1 protein-coding gene is annotated in these 991 nt (G+C 63.2%); it reads right to left on the bottom strand.

Translation table 11 applies throughout. The features are described 5' to 3' along the window. Window positions 1-9 precede the first annotated feature (9 nt). The gene (locus tag G6O54_RS36920) at window positions 10-951 is read right to left on the bottom strand and encodes an IS630 family transposase (RefSeq protein ID WP_165236144.1); all 942 of its coding nucleotides are present in this window, start codon (window positions 949-951) and stop codon (window positions 10-12) included. Window positions 952-991 lie beyond the last annotated feature (40 nt).

Below are 991 nucleotides of genomic sequence, written 5' to 3'. Positions count from 1 at the left end.
TAGAGCGCTTCACGTTCGCATCGCGTACGATGCTCGAGACTTGAACCAACCCAAGATGTCTTGTGTCGATACGTTCTTGAGCGTCGAGCCGATCGCCTCGATCACGGCGTCGGTAGTGCGTGCCCCGGCTGACCTCAAGGCCCCCTTAACCTTCGAGAACATCTCCTCGATCGGGTCCATGTCTGGGCTCACCGGCGGCAACGGGATCACCTCCGCCCCTACCCGTCTGATGGCCTTCACCGCCGCAGCCGCCTTGTGCGGGCTGAGGTTGTCCCAGACCACCACGTCGCCCCGGTGGAGAGTCGGGGCCAGCACGTCCTCGGCGTAAGTCTCGAAGGTAGGCTTGTCGACCGCCCCGTGAATCACCATCGGGGCCGTCACACCGGACAACCGCATGCCGCAGATCAGGGTGACTGTCTCCCAGTAGTTGGGCACCGCCCCCTCGACTCGCTCTCCGACTGGAGCCCGGCCGTAGAGCCGAGTCATCGCCGTGTTGGCCGAGGCCTCATCGACGAAGACCAGCGATTCCGGCGAGTAGTCCTTCATCTCCCTGCGAAAGGCGGCTCGCTTCCGCTTACTCTTGGGGGTATCGCGCTCGGCGGCGTGGAGGACCTTCTTCTTCCGCGTGATGCCGAGCTTCTTCAACGCCCTGGCGATGGTCATGAGACTGCAGGAGGCCCCCAGAGCCTGGCGCAGTTCCTCCAGCGTGGCGTCGGGACGTTTCCCGACGAGGTCGCGAAGCTTCTCGAGTTGCTCCGGGCCGAGGGCGGGTTGCTTGCCACCTCCATGAGGCCGGGGCTGAATCGACCCGGTCTTCCGATACCGCTGGACCAGTAAGATGACGCAGGAAAGGCTCACGACGAATCGCCTCGCGATTTGACGCCACGACTCTTCGCCACGCTCGATGGCCGCGATGATTCGGCTCCGTAGATCGTCGGAGTAGGCACGCATGGGAAACCTCCTGATGTCCTCCCTAACTTTCTACGTTGTA

The organism is Aquisphaera insulae, from assembly GCF_011064615.1.
Lineage (GTDB): Bacteria > Planctomycetota > Planctomycetia > Isosphaerales > Isosphaeraceae > Aquisphaera > Aquisphaera insulae.
This window is presented reverse-complemented; position numbering and strand designations above follow the sequence as displayed.

Bases quoted from the DNA above. Each gene is read 5' to 3' on its own strand.
- G6O54_RS36920 (WP_165236144.1), bottom strand. From the start codon at position 951: ATGCGTGCCTACTCCGACGATCTACGGAGCCGAATCATCGCGGCCATC.